The organism is Vulcanococcus sp. (assembly GCF_044369115.1).
In the GTDB taxonomy this organism is placed as follows: domain Bacteria; phylum Cyanobacteriota; class Cyanobacteriia; order PCC-6307; family Cyanobiaceae; genus Vulcanococcus.
Genome location: NZ_JBIPMN010000027.1, coordinates 1 through 17,484 on the forward strand (window position 1 = coordinate 1; position 17,484 = coordinate 17,484).

At 66.7% G+C, this 17,484-nt stretch carries 18 protein-coding genes and 1 pseudogene; 12 read left to right on the plus strand and 7 right to left on the minus strand.

Features of this window, described 5'->3' with window-relative positions:
• Window positions 1-209: 209 nt before the first annotated feature.
• From ACIQ2E_RS03340 to ACIQ2E_RS03355, 4 genes and pseudogenes are all read left to right on the plus strand, one after another.
• On the plus strand, window positions 210-587 hold the full coding sequence (locus ACIQ2E_RS03340) for a universal stress protein (protein ID WP_398326146.1): 378 nt from the start codon (window positions 210-212) through the stop codon (window positions 585-587).
• Window positions 584-1,510, plus strand: a complete 927-nt coding sequence (ylqF, locus tag ACIQ2E_RS03345; protein ID WP_398326149.1) for a ribosome biogenesis GTPase YlqF — start codon at window positions 584-586, stop codon at window positions 1,508-1,510. The genes ACIQ2E_RS03340 and ylqF overlap by 4 nt, the downstream gene beginning before the upstream one ends.
• Window positions 1,507-2,451, plus strand: a pseudogene (locus ACIQ2E_RS03350) (RluA family pseudouridine synthase); the annotation flags it as partial. The gene ylqF and the pseudogene ACIQ2E_RS03350, both read left to right, overlap by 4 nt.
• Window positions 2,452-2,487: 36 nt before the next feature.
• A complete protein-coding gene (locus ACIQ2E_RS03355; RefSeq protein ID WP_398326189.1) occupies window positions 2,488-2,721 on the plus strand; it encodes a Nif11-like leader peptide family natural product precursor in 234 nt (77 codons plus the stop codon).
• On the opposite strand, the gene ACIQ2E_RS03360 is transcribed toward ACIQ2E_RS03355, so the two are convergent.
• Window positions 2,697-4,328, minus strand: coding sequence for an ABC transporter ATP-binding protein (locus ACIQ2E_RS03360; RefSeq protein WP_398326192.1), 1,632 nt, complete (start codon window positions 4,326-4,328; stop codon window positions 2,697-2,699). The two genes, ACIQ2E_RS03355 and ACIQ2E_RS03360, sit on opposite strands and share 25 nt — an antisense overlap.
• A 115-nt stretch (window positions 4,329-4,443) precedes the next feature.
• On the opposite strand from ACIQ2E_RS03360, the gene ACIQ2E_RS03365 reads away from it, so the two are divergent.
• From ACIQ2E_RS03365 to ACIQ2E_RS03400, 8 genes are all read left to right on the plus strand, one after another.
• Complete coding sequence (locus tag ACIQ2E_RS03365; protein ID WP_398326152.1) at window positions 4,444-6,783, plus strand: RelA/SpoT family protein; 2,340 nt, start codon at window positions 4,444-4,446, stop codon at window positions 6,781-6,783.
• Window positions 6,780-8,048, plus strand: a complete 1,269-nt coding sequence (locus ACIQ2E_RS03370; protein WP_398326155.1) for a chloride channel protein — start codon at window positions 6,780-6,782, stop codon at window positions 8,046-8,048. The genes ACIQ2E_RS03365 and ACIQ2E_RS03370 overlap by 4 nt, the downstream gene beginning before the upstream one ends.
• A gap of 87 nt (window positions 8,049-8,135) precedes the next feature.
• A complete protein-coding gene (locus ACIQ2E_RS03375) occupies window positions 8,136-8,324 on the plus strand; it encodes a hypothetical protein (protein ID WP_296451644.1) in 189 nt (62 codons plus the stop codon).
• Between the two features lie 46 nt (window positions 8,325-8,370).
• Entirely contained in the window at window positions 8,371-9,729 is a 1,359-nt protein-coding gene (gene mnmE / locus ACIQ2E_RS03380; protein ID WP_398326159.1) for a tRNA uridine-5-carboxymethylaminomethyl(34) synthesis GTPase MnmE, read from the plus strand.
• A 49-nt stretch (window positions 9,730-9,778) separates the two neighbouring features.
• The gene (locus tag ACIQ2E_RS03385; RefSeq protein ID WP_398326162.1) at window positions 9,779-10,285 is read left to right on the plus strand and encodes a hypothetical protein; all 507 of its coding nucleotides are present in this window, start codon (window positions 9,779-9,781) and stop codon (window positions 10,283-10,285) included.
• Complete coding sequence (gene nadC / locus ACIQ2E_RS03390) at window positions 10,285-11,151, plus strand: carboxylating nicotinate-nucleotide diphosphorylase (RefSeq protein ID WP_398326165.1); 867 nt, start codon at window positions 10,285-10,287, stop codon at window positions 11,149-11,151. The genes ACIQ2E_RS03385 and nadC overlap by 1 nt, the downstream gene beginning before the upstream one ends.
• Before the next feature lie 61 nt (window positions 11,152-11,212).
• Window positions 11,213-13,012: an arginine--tRNA ligase gene (argS, locus tag ACIQ2E_RS03395; RefSeq protein WP_398326168.1), complete on the plus strand. Its 1,800-nt coding sequence runs from the start codon at window positions 11,213-11,215 to the stop codon at window positions 13,010-13,012.
• A 4-nt stretch (window positions 13,013-13,016) separates the two neighbouring features.
• Window positions 13,017-14,153 (plus strand): pyridoxal phosphate-dependent aminotransferase, encoded by a 1,137-nt coding sequence (locus ACIQ2E_RS03400; RefSeq protein WP_398326171.1) that lies wholly within the window; start codon window positions 13,017-13,019, stop codon window positions 14,151-14,153.
• Window positions 14,154-14,156: 3 nt separating this feature from the next.
• Here ACIQ2E_RS03400 and ACIQ2E_RS03405 read toward each other — a convergent pair whose 3' ends face one another.
• The 6 genes from ACIQ2E_RS03405 to ACIQ2E_RS03430 all read right to left on the minus strand — a co-directional run.
• A complete protein-coding gene (locus ACIQ2E_RS03405; RefSeq protein WP_398326174.1) occupies window positions 14,157-14,885 on the minus strand; it encodes an MBL fold metallo-hydrolase in 729 nt (242 codons plus the stop codon).
• A 36-nt stretch (window positions 14,886-14,921) separates the two neighbouring features.
• Complete coding sequence (locus ACIQ2E_RS03410; RefSeq protein ID WP_398326177.1) at window positions 14,922-15,518, minus strand: anthranilate synthase component II; 597 nt, start codon at window positions 15,516-15,518, stop codon at window positions 14,922-14,924.
• Between the two features lie 23 nt (window positions 15,519-15,541).
• Window positions 15,542-16,009 (minus strand): diacylglycerol kinase family protein, encoded by a 468-nt coding sequence (locus ACIQ2E_RS03415; RefSeq protein WP_398326195.1) that lies wholly within the window; start codon window positions 16,007-16,009, stop codon window positions 15,542-15,544.
• A 74-nt stretch (window positions 16,010-16,083) separates the two neighbouring features.
• A complete protein-coding gene (ybeY, locus tag ACIQ2E_RS03420; protein ID WP_398326180.1) occupies window positions 16,084-16,650 on the minus strand; it encodes an rRNA maturation RNase YbeY in 567 nt (188 codons plus the stop codon).
• 3 nt (window positions 16,651-16,653) lie between these two features.
• Window positions 16,654-16,860 (minus strand): DUF3285 domain-containing protein, encoded by a 207-nt coding sequence (locus ACIQ2E_RS03425; RefSeq protein ID WP_398326183.1) that lies wholly within the window; start codon window positions 16,858-16,860, stop codon window positions 16,654-16,656.
• Window positions 16,853-17,484, minus strand: a 632-nt coding sequence (locus ACIQ2E_RS03430) for a peptide chain release factor-like protein (protein ID WP_398326186.1), incomplete at its 5' end; no start/stop codon positions are given. The genes ACIQ2E_RS03425 and ACIQ2E_RS03430, both read right to left, overlap by 8 nt.

The following is a 17,484-nucleotide window of genomic DNA, read 5'->3' on the forward strand; positions in this document are numbered from 1 at the left end:
GGCACGTTGAAGTCGACCCGAACCAGCACGCGCTTGCCGCGCAGTTCATCAGCGGAGAGGCTGGCCAGGGAGCGCTTCGCCATGGGTGGTAGCTAAGGGGAAAGGTCGGGCGAATTTAGCGGGCCGGTCAAGGGGGGAACCCACAATGGGCTCTGGCATGGCCGCAGCGCTGGCTGGCGCTAAACAGAGGGAGCACCGGCCCAACGGCCATGTTTGAGATCGTTCTCTTTCCCATCGACCGCAGCCGTCAAGCTGCCGAAACCGCCGCCACAGCACTGAAATTGGCCCAACAACACGGCAGCAGGCTGGTGCTGCTCTCGGTGGTAGAGCCTGGGCAGGACGATCCCGCCGCCGTGGCGGCCTTGCTGGAGCAGGCCCGTGGCCGTTTCCAGGAGCAGGGAGTGGCGTGCGAGGTGATCGAGCGGGAGGGCAAGCCCGCCTTCGTGATTTGCGATGTGGCCGACGAGATCAATGCCGATGTGATCGTGATGGGCACGCGAGGCCTCACGCTGGAGGCTGATGAAGCGCCCAGCACCGCCTCGCGCGTGATCCAGCTGGCGCCCTGCCCTGTGTTGGTGGTTCCGTGAGTGAGTTGCTGAGCTCTGCCGCTCCGGCGATCCAGTGGTATCCGGGCCATATCGCCAAGGCGGAGCGCTCGCTCACAGGCAACCTCGCCAAGGTGGATCTGGTGATCGAGGTGCGCGATGCGCGCATCCCCACCGCCACCGGCCACCCCCGTCTACAGCGCTGGATCTCCGGCAAGCAGCACCTGTTGGTGCTGAACCGACGCGACATGATCCCGGTGGCGGCCCGTGAAGCCTGGGATGCCTGGTTCCGCGCCCAGGGCCAAACCCCTTGGTGGAGTGACGCCAAAGCGGGCATCGGCGTGAAGCAGCTGCAGCAGGCGGCGATCCGCGCCGGCGATGCTCTCAATGAACGCCGCCGCTCGCGTGGCATGCGGCCCCGGCCGGTGCGGGCTCTGATGCTCGGCTTCCCGAATGTGGGTAAGTCGGCTCTGATCAACCGGCTGGTGCGCCAGAAGGTCGTGGACAGTGCCCGCCGTGCCGGCGTGACCCGCAGCCTGCGTTGGGTGCGCTTGGGACAAGACCTTGATCTGCTGGATGCCCCAGGCGTTCTGCCGCCGCGGCTCGACGACCAGTTGGCCGCGCTGCGCCTTGCCCTCTGCGACGACATCGGACAAGCCGCCTACGACGGCGAAGCGGTGGCGATGGCGTTTGTGCAGATGCTGGCCAGGTTGGAGGCTGTGGCCGCCTCTGGGGTGAAGCCCGGGTTGCTGGAAAGCCGTTATGGGGTGCCGGTGCCACCCCTGGCCGCCCCGGCAGCAACAATTCAGGATTCTGCGCAGTCTGTACAGAATCCTGATGCCGATGGCTGGTTGCGGGCTGCGGCTGAGCGCCACACCAGCGGCGACACCGCCCGTATGGCCCAGCGCTTTCTCGATGATTTCCGGCGGGGCATGCTGGGCCCTCTGGCCCTGGAGCTGCCGTGAGCGGATTCGGCGAGGGCGAGGGCGAGCTGCTCACCCTCACCTACCCCAAACCCCTGCCGATGCGGCTCGACCGCTGGCTGGTCGCCCAGCGCCCGGAGCAGAGCCGCGCCCGCATCCAGAAGTTCATTGATGCCGGCTATGTGCGGGTGAATGGCGTGACGGGCAAGGCCAAAACGCCCCTGCGCCAGAGCGACACGGTGGAGCTGTGGATGCCGCCGCCCGAGCCGCTGCCCTATCTGGTGCCGCAGGAGATTCCCCTCGATGTGTTGTTTGAAGACGAGCATCTGATCGTGCTCAACAAACCTGCAGGGCTCACGGTGCACCCGGCCCCCGGCAATAAAGACGGCACCCTGGTGAATGGCCTGCTGCACCATTGCCCCGATCTGCCGGGGATCAGCGGCAAGTTGCGGCCCGGCATCGTGCACCGCCTCGATAAAGACACCACCGGCTGCATCGTGGTGGCCAAGAGCCAGGAGGCTCTGGTGAAGCTGCAGGTGCAGATCCAGAAGCGCATTGCCTCCCGCGAGTATCTGGCGGTGGTGCACGGCGTGCCCGCCGCCGAGCACGGCACGATCGTGGGCGCCATCGGCCGCCACCCTGCTGATCGCAAGAAATACGCCGTGGTGCACGACGACAGCGGCCGCCATGCCTGCACCCACTGGACCCTGCTGGAGCGCCTGGGCGACTACTCGCTGATGCGCTTCAAGCTCGACACCGGCCGCACCCATCAGATCCGGGTGCACTGCGCCCATATCGGCCATCCGATCGTGGGTGATCCTGTGTATTCCCGCTGCCGCAAGCTGCCGCTGGCCCTGCCCGGCCAGGCCTTGCACGCGTTCCAGCTTGGCCTGGATCACCCGATCAGCCGTGAGCGGATGTTGTTTGAGGCGCCTCTTCCTGATGTGTTTGAGAAGTTGCTCGCCGTGCTGCGCCGCCGCACCCAGACTGGGATGTCGTCCCCCCCTGAGGCCTTATCCATGGCCGAGCACAGCCTGCAGGCCTTCATCACCGCGGTGCGTCAGGACCCCGCCTTGCAGCAACAGCTCTCCACCACGTCAGCCGCCGATGCGGATGAGGTGGCGGCCATCGCCCGCCAGGCCGGCTTTGAAGTGCGCTCCTCCGATCTGGTGAACCACGCGGACGGCGCCCTTGTGGACTACGAAGACGAGGACTACTTCATGAAGCCTCAGTGGTGGGAACTCGCCGGCTGAGGCAGCCGCGGACACGCCTCCACCAGCGCGCGGGTGATCGGTGCCTCGGGCTGATCGAGCAGTTGATCGCCAGGGCCCTGCTCCACGATCTGCCCACTATCGAGCACGACCACCCGCTGGCAGAAGCCGCTGGCAACCGAGAGGTCGTGGGTCACGAAGATCAGCCCCAGCCCCAGGCGTTGCTGCAGCTCCCGCAGCAGCTCCAGCACCTCCGCCTGAATCTCGGCATCGAGCATGCTCACGCTCTCATCGCAGAGCAGCACCTGCGGTTCGAGCACCAGGGCGCGGGCGATCGCTACCCGTTGCTGTTGGCCGCCGGAGAGCTGCCGGGGCAGCCGGTTGGCGAAGGCTTCCGGGGGGTTGAGCCCCACAGCGGCCAGAAGCTCTCGGGCCCGCTCGCGGGCGGCAGCTGGTGTGGCCAGCCCATGGATCAGCAGGGGGTCGGCGATGGCCTCGGCCACGCTCATCACCGGGTTGAGGCAGGCCAGGGGGTCTTGAAACACCATCTGGATGCGCCGCCGGGCCCGCCGCAGCGGCTCGCCCCGAAGCCGGCGCAGATCCTGGCCCTGCAGGCGCACGCTGCCGCCCCGCACCGGCACCAGCCCCATCAGGGCGCGGCAGAGGGTGCTCTTGCCGCAGCCGGAGGCCCCCACCACCCCCACGCTTTCGCCTTGGCGGAGCTGCAGGCTCACCCCATCCACGGCCCGATACCAACGCTTCTGCCAGGGCAGACCGGGCAAGGGATGCCAGCAGCGCAGATCCTCCAGCTCCAGCAGCAACGGGGCTGCCTCGGGGGCTTGGGGCGTGCGGCTGCCCTCCCGGGCGCGAGCCGCTCCCACCAGCCGCTGAGCCAGGGGGGACTGGGGGGTGGTGAGCAGTTGTTCTGCGGGTGCCTGCTCCACCAGCCGCCCCTGATCGAGCACGGCGATCTGATCGCACCAGCGCCCGGCCATGGCCAGGTCGTGGCTGATCAAGAGCAGGGCGCTGCCCGATTCCGCGCACAGGCGGCAGAGCTCCTCCATCACCTGAGCGGCCACCGCCACATCGAGGCTGGTGGTGGGTTCATCGGCGATCACCAGCGCCGGCTCCAGCGCCATCGCCAGGGCGATCGCCAGCCGCTGACGCATCCCACCGCTGAACGCATGGGGATAACTGCCGTAGCGCTCGCAGCTGATGCCCACCCGCTCCAGCAGCATCTCGGCCCGTAGCCGCACCTGGTGGCGCTTCCAGCTGGGGCGGTGCTGGGCCAGGGTGTCGGCCAGGTGCTCGCCGATGCTCAGCAGCGGGTTGAGCCGCGTCATCGGGTCTTGGAACACCAAGCCCACGGCTTCGCCCCGCAGGCGCCGCAGTGCACCTCGCTTCAGTTTGCGGGGATCCTGGCCACACAGCCGCAGTCCGCCACTACAGAGGCTGCCCTGGGGTAGGAGTTGCAACACCGCCCGGGCCACCGTGCTCTTGCCGCAACCGGAGGGGCCCACCAGGGCGAGGCGCTCACCGGGGTGGAGGTTGAGGCTCAGCCCAGCCAGAGTGTCGCTGCCTGCAGCCGGATAGCGCACCACCAGCTGATCGAGCTGGAGCACCGGGCCGGAGGTCTGGCGGGCGGCCATGGCGGGCGCGGCGGTGCTGGTGGGGCTCAGGTTGGCAGCCGCTTCGCCTGCAGTCCCGCACATGGGGCCGGTTTGTTTCAGCTGCTGCATACGATGGACTGAACGGCAGGGCGTCATGCTCCAGGCGGTGACCGGCACAGCGGCAGCGGCGGCCCTGGACGCTCCCTTGCCTGCGGCTTCGCCCTTGGGACTCCGCCCCATCCACGGTCCAGCGGATTACGGCATTCAGCTGCCCGAGTGGCTCTGCCGCTGCATCGAGCACGTTCCCCCGGGCGTTGGTGATAGTTGCCCCACCGACGCAGAAGGCCTGCTGGCCGCTGCCTTCCATTTCGCCTTTCAGCTGCACGACGGCCAGGTTCGGGCCAGCGGTGAGCCTTACATCTGTCATCCCGTTGCCGTTGCAGATCTGCTGCGCGATATCGGCGCCAGCGCCGGGGTGATCGCCGCCGGCTTCCTCCACGACGTGGTGGAAGACACCGACGTCACCCCTGAGGAGATCGAGCAGCACTTCGGCGCTGAGGTGCGCGGGCTTGTGGAGGGCGTCACCAAGCTCGGCGGCATTCATTTCACCAACAAAACTGAGGCTCAGGCGGAGAACCTGCGGCGCATGTTCCTGGCCATGGCCAGCGATATTCGCGTGGTGCTGGTGAAGCTGGCCGACCGGCTCCACAACATGCGCACCCTCGGGGCGCTCAAGCCGGAGAAGCAACAGCGCATCGCCCGCGAAACCCGCGAGATCTACGGCCCCCTCGCCAATCGCCTCGGCATCGGCCGCTTCAAGTGGGAACTGGAGGATCTGGCCTTCAAGATCCTCGAGCCTGAGGCCTACCGCGATGTGCAGCAGCAGGTGGCGAGCAAGCGCAGCGATCGCGAGGAGCGCTTGGGCGTCACCGTGCAGCTGCTGCGTGATCGCCTGGCGGCGGTGGGGTTGGCCGATTGCGAGGTGAGTGGCCGGCCAAAGCACCTCTATGGCATCTGGAGCAAGATGCAGCGCCAGCAAAAGGCGTTCCACGAGATCTACGACGTGGCCGCCCTGCGGATCATCTGCCCGAATCTCGAAAGCTGCTACCGCGCCCTGGCGGTGGTGCACGACACCTTCCGGCCCATCCCGGGCCGCTTCAAGGACTACATCGGTCTGCCCAAGCCCAACGGCTATCAATCGCTGCACACGGCGGTGATCGGTCGGCATCGGCCGATCGAAGTGCAGATCCGTACCGCCGAGATGCACCGCGTGGCGGAGTTCGGCATCGCCGCCCACTGGAAATACAAGGAGGGCGGATCTCCTGCCGCCACCGGCGCCGATGCCGAGCGCTTCAACTGGCTGCGGCAGCTGGTGGATTGGCAGAAGGATGGCGTTGGCGACGACAGCAGCGACTTCCTGCGCTCGATCAAGGAAGACCTCTTTGATGAGGAGGTGTTTGTGTTCACCCCCAAGGGTGATGTTGTGGGTCTTCGGAAAGGCTCCACGGCTGTTGATTTCGCCTATCGCATTCACTCGGAGGTGGGCAACCACTGCCAGGGCGTTCGCATCAACGACCGCCTTTCGCCCCTGGCCACGCCGCTGCAGAACGGCGACTTTGTGCAGGTGGTGACCTCGAAATCTGCGCATCCCAGCCTCGACTGGCTGAATTTTGTGGCGACTCCCACCGCCCGTAATCGCATCCGCCAGTGGTATAAGAAGAGTTACCGCGAGGAGAACATTCAGCGCGGTACCGCCATGCTCGAACGCGAGCTGGGGCGCGATGGCTTCGATGCCCTGCTGCGTGGCGAGGCGATGGCCAAGGTGGCTCGCCGCTGCAACCTGGTGGCCACTGAAGATCTACTGGCTGCCATTGGTTTTGGTGGCGTCACCCTGCATCAGGTGCTCAATCGCCTGCGGGAGGAGCTGCGCCTGGCCTCTGCTGAGGCCCAGCCCGTCCTCAGCAACGAAGAGCTGGCCCGCAAGGTGGAAGCGCAGGGGGCGGCTGCCCCGGTGGCTCCAGCTAGCACCCACGGCGAAGCGAGTCCGATTCTTGGGCTCGAAGGCCTGGAATACCGCCTGGGCGGTTGCTGCAGCCCCCTGCCTGGCGAAGCGATCGTGGGCACCGTGGCCCTCGGCAACCACGGCATCACCATTCACCGCCAGGACTGCGGCAATCTCAGCGCCGTGCCGGTGGAGCGCCGCCTACCGGTGCAATGGAATCAGCAGGCTGCCGAGGCCTTGCGCCGCCGCTATCCGGTGCAGCTGCGCATCGAGGTGCTCGATCGGGTGGGTGTGCTCAAGGACATCCTCACGCGCCTCTCCGATCACCGCATCAACGTGAGCGATGCGCGGGTGCGCACCAACCCCGGCAAGCCCGCTCGCATCGATCTGCGGGTGGAGCTGCAGAGCGCCCATCAGCTGCGCGACACCCTCGACCAGATCCGCTCGATGGCGGATGTGCTCGACATCGCCCGCACCGGCATCGGTTCGTGAACGCCCGCCACAACGCTTTCGTGGCGTTGCTGCTTTGGCTTGGGCTGGGTTTGCTGCTTGGGCTGGTGGAGTGGCCCTATCAACTGCTCTCCGAGTTGGGCTTTGTGCTGCAGCGGCGGCTGTGGCTGCAGGCCCAGGCTCCCCATGGGCCGGCGGCGGCGCTGGTGTTTGCGGGCACCTTCGCGATGCTGTTGCAGGCGTGGGGGCCGCTGGCCCGGGGCCGCGGTGGTGGCCTCACGCCGGTGCTGGCACTGCAGCGCAGCACCACCGACACCTCCATGCAGAACCCCGCGTTGGAGCGGCTTGAGCTGGGGGTTCAGCTGCGGCGGTTGCCTTTGATCGTGTTGACCCACGTGGCTGGACTCAGCGTCGGTGTGGAATCCCCTTCCGCGGCGTTGGGTGCTTCGCTGCTGTTGGCCGTGCGGCGGCGTTGGTCCCACATCCAGGCCTGGGCTTCGTTGCCAATTCCCCTGCTTGCTGCCATTGGCGGCGGTGCCGGCTTGGGGGCGGCCTTTCGCTCACCGCTGCTGGGTGTGGCCTATGCGATCGAAGAGCTCAGCTGCGAGAAAGGATTGTCGTTGGTGCTGCCCACGCTTTTGCTCGCCGGCAGTGGTGCTGTGGTGGCCACCACCCTTGGCCAGCCAGCGCGGCTCGCCGGGCTGAACCTCGGGCTGCTGGACAGCGCTGTTTGGCCCTGGGCTCTGTTGATCACAGTGCTTGGGGCTTGCTTGGGGGCGCTGTTTGTGCGGTTGTTGATCCCCTTGGCCCATGGGCTGGCGGCTTGCCTGCGCACGCAGCGCATCAGGGCCGCGGTATTCGTGGCGGCACTTCTCACGTTCCTGGCTTGTCTCAGCGGTGGCCTGAGCCTTAACGATGGTTCCCTTTCGCTGGCCGCAGCACTGCAGGGGGATGGCGGCGGCTCGCTGAGCACCTTGCTCTGGCGCTTTGTGGCGTCGCTGCTCAGCATTGCCGCCGGCGCCCCGGGCGGCCTGATGCACGACACGATGACGCTGGGTGCCTTGCTGGCCAGCCCGCTCACGGATCTTCCTGCTGAGGCCCGCGCCCAGTTGGCGGCCATCGGTGCAGCTGCCCTGTTTGCCGCCGCCAATCGCACGCCTTTGTTCTGCGCGTTGTTTGTGTTCACGCTGCAGGGCGATCCACAGCTGCTAGTGCCGTTGCTGCTCGCCAGCGCCGTCAGCGCAGCCCTGGCCGAGCCGTGGCGCGGCAGCACCTGGAATGAGGCGCAGCTGGCGGCATCGTCCTGATCCGCCCACACAACCTGGTGCTGGTGGTTTGCACTACAGCTTCAAGCGCTGGCAGCTCCTACGACGGGTTGACGCGCAGCCGATGCCATGACCTCCGAACAGGCCGCTCAACTGATCGACGACACGCTTGATCTGGTGCATCAGCGGTTGATCTCGCTGGAGCACGAGCAGCAAACCCAGGCGCACAAGGCCCTCGCCGAGGAGTTCCGCGAATGGCGCCATCCCAGCGGGGGCCATATCGACCTGATGGTGTGCCCGGGATTCCCGCCGAGCTGAGGGTTGTAGCCCCGGGGGACACTGGAGGCAGCGCCTGCCTCCGGCCTTGCCAGACGACACCATCGCTGCTGTGGCCACGGCCATTGCCCCCGGGGAGGGCAGCGTGGCGATTGTGCGGGTATCGGGTCCTGCGGCGGAGGCCATCGGACAACAACTGTTTGTCGCCCCTGGTGATCAGCCCTGGGAGAGCCACCGGGTGCTCTACGGCCATGTGTGTGATCCCGCCAACGGCGAGCGCGTGGATGAGGCGCTGCTGTTGCTGATGCGGGCGCCCCGCAGCTTCACCCGCGAAACGGTGGTGGAGTTCCACTGCCATGGCGGCTTGATCAGCGTGCAGCGGGTGCTGGAGCTGGTGCTGGCCAGCGGTGCCCGTCGCGCCCTGCCCGGTGAGTTCAGCCAGCGGGCCTTTCTCAATGGCCGGCTGGATCTCACCCGCGCCGAGGCGATCAGCGAGCTGGTGACGGCCCGCAGCCGCCGGGCGGCTCAGCTGGCGATGGCTGGCCTTGATGGAGGCTTACAGGCCCGGATTGGTGCCTTGCGGGAGCGGCTGCTGGATCAACTGGCCGAGCTGGAAGCACGGGTGGACTTCGAAGACGATCTGCCGCCCCTGGATGGTGATGCCTTGGCTGCTGAGCTGGCTGCGGTGCAAGCCGCGCTGGAGCAGCTCGTGGCGGATGGCGAGCGCGGCCAGCTGCTGCGCGACGGCCTGCGCGTGGCGATCGTGGGCCGCCCCAATGTGGGCAAATCCAGCCTGCTCAACCGGCTCAGCTGCAGCGAGCGGGCGATCGTGACCGACTTGCCCGGAACCACCCGTGATCTTGTGGAGAGCGAGCTGGTGCTCCACGGCGTGCCGCTCACCCTGCTCGACACGGCTGGCATCCGATCCACCAGTGATCGGGTGGAGCAGATCGGGATTGAGCGCAGCCGCTCCGCCCTGCAGGCCGCCGATGCGGTGTTGCTGCTGTTTGATCTCAGCGTTGGCTGGTGCGACGACGACGCTGCGCTGCGCGAGCTGGTGCCCGATGGAGTGCCCCTGCTGGTGGTGGGCAACAAGGCGGATCAGCTCCCGGTGAGTTTCAGCTCCGTGTCAGCTCCGGCGGATGTGTTCATCAGTGCCCTCACGGGTGCGGGGGAGAGCGAGCTGGTGGCACAGCTGCTGGCCCGCTGCGGCCACAGCGACCCGCAGGGTGTGCAGTTGGCCCTCAATCGCCGCCAGCAGGAGCTCGCGGCGGCCGCGGCGGCCAGTCTTGGCGCCAGCCTCGAGGCGGCCCGGCAACAGCTGCCCTGGGATTTCTGGACCATTGATCTGCGCGCCGCCGTTCGGGCTCTGGGGGAGATCACCGGCGAAGAGGTGAGCGAAGCGGTGCTCGATCGGGTGTTCTCCCGCTTCTGCATCGGCAAATAACCCCGCAAGCCTTGCCGCCTGACAATGGGGGCACGACACGGCATCTTCCATGGCTGATCCACTGGCGGGGCTGAGCCCTTCGCAGCAGGCGCAATTGCGGTTGCTGTGTTGGGTGGCCTGCGTGGATGGTGTGTTCGCTGATGAAGAGCGCGCACTGCTCAGCCGCCTGGCCGCGCGCCTACTGCCGGGCGTTGATCCTGCTGATGCGGTGCAGGCTCTGGTGGCGCACAACGGGTCTGATCTCGAGCAGTTGGTGTCCCAGCTCAACAGCCACGATCAGCGCCTCCAGCTGGTGAAGCTCGCTTTTGAGATGGCCTCCAGCAGTAGCAATCCTGGAGATGCCAGCTCCATCAATCCGGCCGAACGCATCGCTTACAGGCGTTTGCTGGAGGCTTTGGCTCTGCCGGAGGCTGAGGTGAACGAGGCGGAGTGGGCTGCCCGCCAGGCCCTGCTGAGCACGCCTGCGCTGCTGGATCGCCTCAATCGGATCCTGTTTGGCTGGGGTGCCTGGCCTTCGCTGGAGGCTCTGGAGTGTTCTGGCAGCCAATGGCTCTAATGGCTGCCTCTCTGGCTCTCACCCCCCAGCTCCGAGCCCAGCTCGAGGCCTGGCTCGCGGAGGATCTGGGCCGCGGCGATCTCAGCGCTCCAGCCCTGCAGGGTTGTGCGGGCCGGGCGCACTGGCTCGCCAAAGCCGAAGGGCGCTTCTGTGGGGGCGTGCTGCTTGAGCCGTTGCTGCATCAGCTCGATCCCAAGGCCCAGGTGCGGTTGCTTGTGGCTGAAGGAGCGCCGGTGATGCCGGGGCAGCGCTTGCTGGAGCTGGAGGGTTCAGCAGCGGCGTTGGTGGCGGTCGAGCGCACGGCTCTCAACTTGGCCATGCGTCTTTCGGGCATTGCCACAGCCACGGCCGTTTTGGTGGCGGAGCTGGCTGGCACTGGGGTGCAGTTGGCCGACACCCGCAAGACCACACCCGGCCTGCGGGTGTTGGAGAAATATGCGGTGCGCTGCGGGGGTGGGGTGAACCACCGCATGGGCCTCGACGATGCCGCCATGCTCAAGGAAAACCATCTGGCCTGGGCTGGTGGGGTGCGTGCGGCGGTGCTGGCGGTGCAGGCCTCAGCCCCGTGGCCCGCTCGGGTGATTGTGGAAGCAGAAACCGAGCAACAGGCATTCGAGGCGGTGGATGCCGGTGCCGATGGGGTGCTGCTGGATGAGTTCAGCCCTGAGGCTTTGCTGGCGCTGGTGCCGCAGTTGCGCCAGCGCGCCGCCTCCCGCGCCGGTGCTGCTCCGGTGGTGCTTGAGGCATCAGGGGTGCAGCCCGAGCAGCTGGCGGCCTATGCCGCCACCGGGATCGATCTGATCTCCACGAGCGCGCCGGTCACCCGCAGCCGTTGGCTGGATCTGAGCATGCGCTTCGACGCTTGAGGATCAGCGCCGAGAGGGATGATCAGGAGCTGACGTTCCGCATCGGCGGCACCTGAAGTCCATGCTGCGCATCGCTGAAACCCTGCAAAGCCAGCTGCGCGCAGCGATGGATCGGGCCTTTCCCGATGCCGCCGCTGCTGCCCGTCAGGCTGGCACTGGCCTCGATCCCCAGCTGGCCCCCGCCAGCAAACCCGACTTCGGCGACTTTCAGGCCAATGGAGCCTTGCCGCTCGCCAAACCGCTGGGGCAACCGCCGCGCAAGATCGCCGAAGCGGTGGTGGAGCAGCTCAAGGCTGATCCAGCGTTCACCGAGCTCTGCCAAGACCCTCAGATCGCCGGCCCGGGGTTCATCAACCTCACGCTGAAGCCCGAGCGGCTGGCGGCGGAGGTGCAGCTGCGGCTGGGTGATCAGCGCCTAGGGGTGCCTGTGGTGGAGCAGGGGGCGCCGGTGGTGGTGGATTTCTCCAGCCCCAACATCGCCAAGGAGATGCATGTGGGGCACTTGCGTTCCACGATCATTGGCGATTCGCTGGCGCGGGTGCTCGAGTTCCGCGGCCATCCCGTGTTGCGGCTCAACCACGTGGGCGACTGGGGCACCCAGTTTGGGATGCTGATCACCCACCTCAAGCAGGTGGCCCCCGAGGCGCTGGAAACCGCCGACGCGGTGGATCTCGGTGATCTGGTGGCCTTCTACCGCCAGGCCAAGCAGCGCTTCGACGACGACGAAGCCTTCCAGGCCACCTCCCGTGAGGAGGTGGTGAAGCTGCAGGGGGGCGATCGGGTGTCGCTCAAGGCCTGGGGGCTGCTCTGCGATCAGAGCCGGCGTGAATTCCAGAAGATCTACGACCGGCTCGACATTCGTCTCAGCGAGCGCGGTGAATCCTTCTACAACCCCTACCTGGAGCGTGTCGTTGCCGACCTCGACGCCGCTGGTTTGCTGGTGGTGGATGACGGCGCCCGTTGCGTGTTTCTGGAGGGGGTGAGCGGCAAGGACGGCAAACCGCTGCCTGTGATCGTGCAAAAGAGCGATGGCGGCTTCAACTACGCCACCACCGACCTGGCAGCAATCCGCTACCGCTTCGGTGCTGCCCCGGAGGGTGATGGCGCCCGCCGCGTGATCTATGTGACCGACGCCGGCCAGGCCAACCACTTCGCCGGTGTGTTTCAGGTGGCCCGCCGCGCCGGCTGGCTCCCGGAGGACGGCCGGCTGGAGCATGTGCCCTTCGGCTTAGTGCAGGGTGAAGACGGCAAGAAGCTCAAAACCCGCGCCGGCGACACCGTTCGCCTGCGCGATCTGCTCGATGAGGCGGTGGAGCGTGCCGAAGCCGATCTGCGCCGCCGCCTGGATGAGGAGGGTCGCAGTGAAGACGAGGCCTTCATCCAGCACGTGGCCACCACGGTGGGACTAGCCGCCGTGAAATACGCCGACCTCAGCCAGAACCGGATCACGAACTACCAGTTCAGCTTTGATCGGATGCTGGCCCTGCAGGGCAACACGGCGCCCTACTTGCTCTATGCGGTGGTGAGGATTGCAGGCATCGCCCGTAAGGGCGGTGATCTGGAGGCCGGTGCCGGCAGCGAACCCCTGCACTTTGCGGAGCCGCAGGAGTGGGCCCTGGTGCGGGAGCTGCTCAAGTTCGATGCTGTGATCGCCGAGGTGGAGGAAGAGCTGCTGCCCAACCGCCTGTGCACCTATCTGTTTGAGCTCAGCCAGGTGTTCAATCGCTTCTACGACCAGGTGTCGGTGCTCAAGGCCCAAGAACCGGCCCGTTCCTCACGTCTGGCCCTCTGCCGCCTCACCGCAGACACGCTCAAACTGGGTCTGGGCCTGCTGGGTATTCCCACCCTGGAGCGCATGTGATCCGATGACGGCAGACCGCACCCCCCGCGACCGGCAGTCTCCGGAACCCCCGTTCCCCAGCCCCCGCCCTGAGGTGGAGAGCCTGCACGCCTACAGCGCGCCACTCGAGGGGCGGCGCCAGATGTTGCGGCTTGATTTCAACGAGAACACCATCGGCCCCAGCCCGCAGGTGGTGGAGGCGTTGCGGGCGATCCCCGCGGATCACATCGCTATCTATCCCGAGTACGACGGTCTGCAGGAGGCGGTGATTGCCAACCTGGGCCTGCCGTTCAACCCCGACCAGGTGGGGTTGTTCAACGGCGTGGATGCGGCGATCCACGCCATCTTCCATGCCTATGGCGACCGCGGTGAGACGTTGCTCACCACATCGCCCACCTTTGGCTATTACAGCCCTTGCGCCCAGATGCAGGGCATGGCGATCGAGGCCGTTCCCTACGAGGGCGAAACGTTCGCCTTCCCGCTGGCGGCGATCCGTGAGGCTTTGCTCCATCCCCGCTCCGGCCAGCCGCCGCGCCTGCTGCTCATCTGCAATCCCAACAACCCCACCGGTACCCGCCTGGCGCCAGAGCGGATCTTGGAGTTGGCGGCTGCGGCACCGCAGACCCTGGTGGTGGTGGATGAGCTCTATGAGGCCTTCACTGGCGACAGCGTGCTGCCCCTGGCGGATTTCAGCGTTGTGCCCAACCTGCTGGTGCTGCGCTCCCTCGCCAAGACGGCTGGCCTGGCGGGTCTGCGCATCGGCTTCGCCATCGGTCACCCCGCCGTGGTGGATCGCATCAGCCGTGTCACCGGCCCTTACGACATCAACAGCTTCGCGGTGACGGCCGCCTTCGCGGCCCTTGGCGATCAGGCCTTTGTGGATGCTTATGTGGCCGAGGTCATCCAGGCCCGGGCCTGGATGACTGAGCAGCTGCGTGCAGCCGGGGTGCGTCACCACGTGGAGGGTGGTAACTACCTGCTGATCTGGCCCCAGGGCGATCCAGCCGCGGTGGATCAGGCGCTGCGTGAGGCCGGCATCTTGGTGCGGGCCATGACCGGCAAACCCCTCATCGATGGCTCTTTGCGCGTGAGCATCGGCACGTTGGAGCAGATGCAGCGCTTCTGGGCTGCTTACCGGCGTATTGAGGTGATTCCGGCCTGAAGATCAGCGCATCAGCTCGATCTGGGTGCCCTCGCTGAGCTTGGCGGGCAAGCTCAGCACGCGGCCCACGCGCTTCACCGGTGTGCCACTCATGGCCTGCAGGAAGGGATCCACGCTGCCTTGATCGCAGTTTTTCGGGGCGGCGCCGCTCACGTATTGCACGGGGATCACCCGACGGGGATTGAGCTCCCTCACCACGGCCGCGGCTTCAGGGCCGGTGTAGACCTTCGCGCCGCCGCCCACGCCGATGATCAGCACATCGGGTTTGCCGAGCAGCACGCGATCCTCAGGGCTGAGTGCAGCGGCGGTGCCGCCCAGGTGGGCAAATTCCAGCCCACCCTGCTTCCAACGCCACAGGGTGGATTGACCAAAGCGGCGACCGCCAAAGCGATCGTGGGGGGCTGAGATGCCTTCGATCTTCAGGCCCGCCACCCGGTAGGAGCCGGGGCTGCTGAGCAGGCGGCCGCTGGCCACGGGAGCTCCCTCATCCAGCAGGCGGCTACTGGCCAGAATCACATTGGCGCTCACGCGCGGTTCAGCCAGGCCGGCGGCGCAGCCCACGGCCTTGAACGGGTTGAGCAGCACGGAGGCGCCTCCGCCTTGGATCAACAGGGCACTGTGGCCGTAGCTGGTGATCGTGACGCCCGTGTTGGCGCTGGCGGCAAGCGGCAGGGCCACGGCTGTGGCAGCCAGGACGCGAAGCGGCAGAGCCACGGTGCTGCGCAGGGCCATGGTGGAGCGGTTTGCCCGCGATGGGTGGGCCGAACCTTAGCCCGCTGCTGCCTGAGCCAGGAAATTGCTGAGCAGCTGATGGCCGCTCTGGGTGAGCACGCTTTCAGGATGGAATTGCACTCCCTGCAGGTGCTGATGCTCGCGGTGGCGTAGGCCCATGATCGTGCCGTCTTCGAGCCAGGCGGTGATCTCGAGGCACGCGGGCAGCGATTCGCGCTCCGCGATCAGGCTGTGATACCGGGTGGCGGTGAGGGGATTGGGCAGGCCGGCGAACACGCCCTGGCCTTCATGCAGCACCGGCGAGGTTTTGCCGTGCATCAGTTCCTTGGCGCGCACCACCTTGCCGCCATACACCTGGGCAATCGATTGATGCCCCAGGCACACCCCCAGAGTTGGAATTGTGGGGCTGAGCTCCCGCAGCACCTCCAGGCACACGCCGGATTGATCGGGATCGCCCGGGCCTGGGGAGATCAGAATGGCGTCGGGCGCTAGCTCCCGGATCTGCTTCAAGGTGAGGGCGTCGTTGCGCTCCACCCGCAGGTCTTCCGTGATTGGGTGATCGGCGGCCAGTTCACCCAGGTACTGCACCAGGTTGAAGGTGAAGCTGTCGTAGTTGTCGAGAACAAGAAGCATCGCCGCGCCTGGCCAGGCCCCATTCAAACGCCCAGGCGCACCAGCAGGGGAGGCAGCAGCAGCAGCACCGCGATCACCAGCGAGCTGATGGCGGCCACCAGCACTGCGGCGGCGGCGCAGTCTTTGGCGATGCGGGCCAGGGGGTGAAAGCGGCGACCGATGGCCAGATCCACCACAGCTTCAGTGGCGGTGTTGATCAGTTCGAGCACCAGCACCGCAGCCACGGTGAGCACCAACACAGCCAGCTGCTCCAAGGGGAGCTGCAGCCAGAGCCCCAGGGCAAACACCACCGCGCCAGTCACCACATGGATGCGGAAGTTGCGCTGGCTGCGGAAGCTGTAAATCAGCCCCTGGGCGGCGTAGCGGAAGCTGGAAGGAAGATCCCCGGCCACGGTCCAGGCGCCGAGGCGACGCACCTTCGCGGGTGGTTCAACGCTGTTGGACACATCCAGGTTGGTGGGTGGGCCATCGCGGTTGAGATCGCGGAGCATGGGCCTGGCTTCCCGGTTGGGTTCCTGGGGAACAAGCATGCGCCAAGCTCCCGCTGGCTGTATCCGGGCGCACCCTACCGCTGGTTGGTGCCGGCGAGAAGTTCTTCCTGCTTGCGCAACATCGCCGCCAGGCTGGCGTCGTCGGGGTGATCCCAACCCAACAGGTGCAGTAGGCCGTGGGTCGCCAGGAATAGGAGTTCCTCCGGCAACGAGTGCCCATGATCCGGCGCCTGACGGGCGGCGGTTTCCAGCGAAATCACGATGTCGCCGAGCTCGAGGGCGTCGTCCTCCCCGTCGGGCATGGGGATCGGCGGGGCGTCGTCGAGGCCGTCGTCCTGGGCGGCGAAGGCCAGCACATCGGTGGGGCCACTCTTGCCGCGCCAATCGCTGTTGAGCTCGGCCATTTCGGTGTCGCCCACCAGGCTCAGCCCCAGGCTGAAGGCCGGTGCCTGCAGCTCAGCCGGCAGCTCCGGCGCCATGACGCTCAGCCACTGGTTGATGCGTTGATGCCAGAGCTCGGCGCCGGCGATCGGGTCGGCTAAGTCACCTGCGGCGGATCGCAGCTCGCCCGCCAGAGCATCATCGGCTTCGAAGGCCAGATCGAGATCGGGCAGTTCGAGGCTGGCCTCAGATGAGGTCATGGTTTAGCTGCCGGGGAGCTGCGGGCGGCCCAGATAGGCCACCAGCACGATGAAGCCCAGGAAGCCCAGGGCCGTGAGCCCGAAGTGGGTGAGGCTGAGCTTGCCCTTGCGCACCATGTTGCGCATCGCCAGCTTGGTGAAGCTGGGGTTTTCGCCAGTGGCACCGGCGGCGGGTTGTGGTGTGGCGCTCTCGTTGGTGGGATCAGTCATCGTTGCTGCCTCCCTCCACTTCAACGCCCGCATGCAGCAGGCTCTGGATGAAGGGATCGAGGTCGCCGTCCATCACGCCCTGCACGTCGGTGGTTTCGTGCTGGGTGCGCAGGTCTTTCACCATCTGGTACGGGTGGAAGACGTAGTTGCGGATCTGGTTGCCCCAGGCTGCTTCCACGATGTCGCCGCGGATGTCGGCGATCTCGGCGGCGCGTTGTTCCTGGGCGATCACCAGCAGCTTGGCCATCAGCAGCGCCATCGCCTTCTCCTTGTTCTGGAGCTGCGAGCGCTCCTGGGTGCAGCGCACGAACAGGCCGGTGGGGATGTGCAGGATGCGCACCGCCGTTTCCACCTTGTTCACGTTCTGGCCGCCGGCACCGCCGGAGCGTGAGGTGGTGATCTCGAGGTCTTTGTCGGGGATGTCGAGCTTCACCTCCTCCTCGATCTTGGGCATCACCTCCACGCCGGCGAAGCTGGTCTGGCGCTTGTCGTTGGCGTTGAACGGGGAGATGCGCACCAGGCGGTGGGTGCCCTTCTCGTTGCGCAGGTAGCCGTAGGCGTAGCGGCCCTCGATCTCGATCGTGCAGCTCTTGATGCCCGCTTCTTCCCCTTCGCTGAGTTCGT